The following is a 992-nucleotide window of genomic DNA, read 5'->3' as shown; positions in this document are numbered from 1 at the left end:
GTAGCTTACGTTTGGCCAGTGCACTAAGTTGCTGACGGTATGATCCGTCAGCGCGTCCGATATTGAGCTCGTCCAGCAGCTCACCGAGCCGGTAGTAACGGACGCTGTGATGCTGATCACACGCTTGTGTGGCCAGTGCGCAGGCAAGGTAGGTTTTTCCGCAGCCCGTTGCTCCTGTCAGAATGATGTTTTGATTGTGATGCAGATACTGACCACTGAGTAAGGCGGCGATTTTGTCTTTACGTAGTCCTCGATTGGCTCGGTAATCGATATGGCTTGCTCGCGCATCAATACGTAATTTCGCCTGGCGTGACAACTTCTGCACCTTAGTGTTATCCCGGCAGAGCAGCTCATGTGTGGCCAGCAAGCTTAACCGCTCTTCGAAGCTCATGTCGCTGTATGTCGCGGGTTGTGCTTGTTGCTGCTGTAATGCCTGACTGAAGTGACCAAGCCGCAACGCGCGCAGTTGCTCGTGTAATGTCGATAAACTCATGTTGGCTTTCCTTATTGGTAGTAATGTTGGCCGCGGATATTGTGGTGCGTCAGTGGTGGTTGCTCATCAACGACACCGGCGTTTGAGGCGTGTTCTTTGTTATTCACCAGCAAATTGGTAATCACTTTTAAGTACGGCTGCTCCAGTAGCAGCGCCTGTTGGCAAGCAGCTTCCAACCGCTCATTACTATATTTTTTGGCCAGACTCAGAATGGCCAGACAGCGTTTCACCGCTTGCTCCGGATGCTGACGACGCTCCAGCTGGAAGGTGATCACAGCCCTGACACCGCTACCAATGTTGTCAGCCCAACCCATTAACCGTTCAGCGCTCCAGCGCTGTTTGATATGAGCGTCAGGCATATGCTCTTTGACGGTGGTAAAACCGCCGTCGTGATGTTTTCTGGGATGCTGAGCAACCACTTTGCTTTGGTAATACACGCAGATGATTTGTGCCGTCGCTTCAATCGTCACTGTGTGACTCACCAGATGATGCGGGACCG

Annotated in this window: 2 protein-coding genes; both read right to left on the bottom strand. The window is 52.1% G+C overall.

Features of this window, described 5'->3' with window-relative positions; genetic code table 11:
• Positions 1-493, bottom strand: a 493-nt coding sequence (locus EOE67_RS20290; protein ID WP_127701426.1) for an ATP-binding protein, incomplete at its 3' end; no start/stop codon positions are given.
• An 11-nt stretch (positions 494-504) separates the two neighbouring features.
• A partial coding sequence (locus tag EOE67_RS20285) for a Mu transposase domain-containing protein (protein ID WP_420849801.1) occupies positions 505-992 on the bottom strand: 488 nt, incomplete at its 5' end.

The sequence above is a fragment of the Rheinheimera riviphila genome (assembly GCF_004005945.1).
Classification (GTDB): Bacteria; Pseudomonadota; Gammaproteobacteria; order Enterobacterales; family Alteromonadaceae; genus Pararheinheimera; species Pararheinheimera riviphila.
The sequence above is the reverse complement of the archived record's forward strand: the minus strand, read 5'-3'. Positions and strand labels throughout refer to the sequence as shown.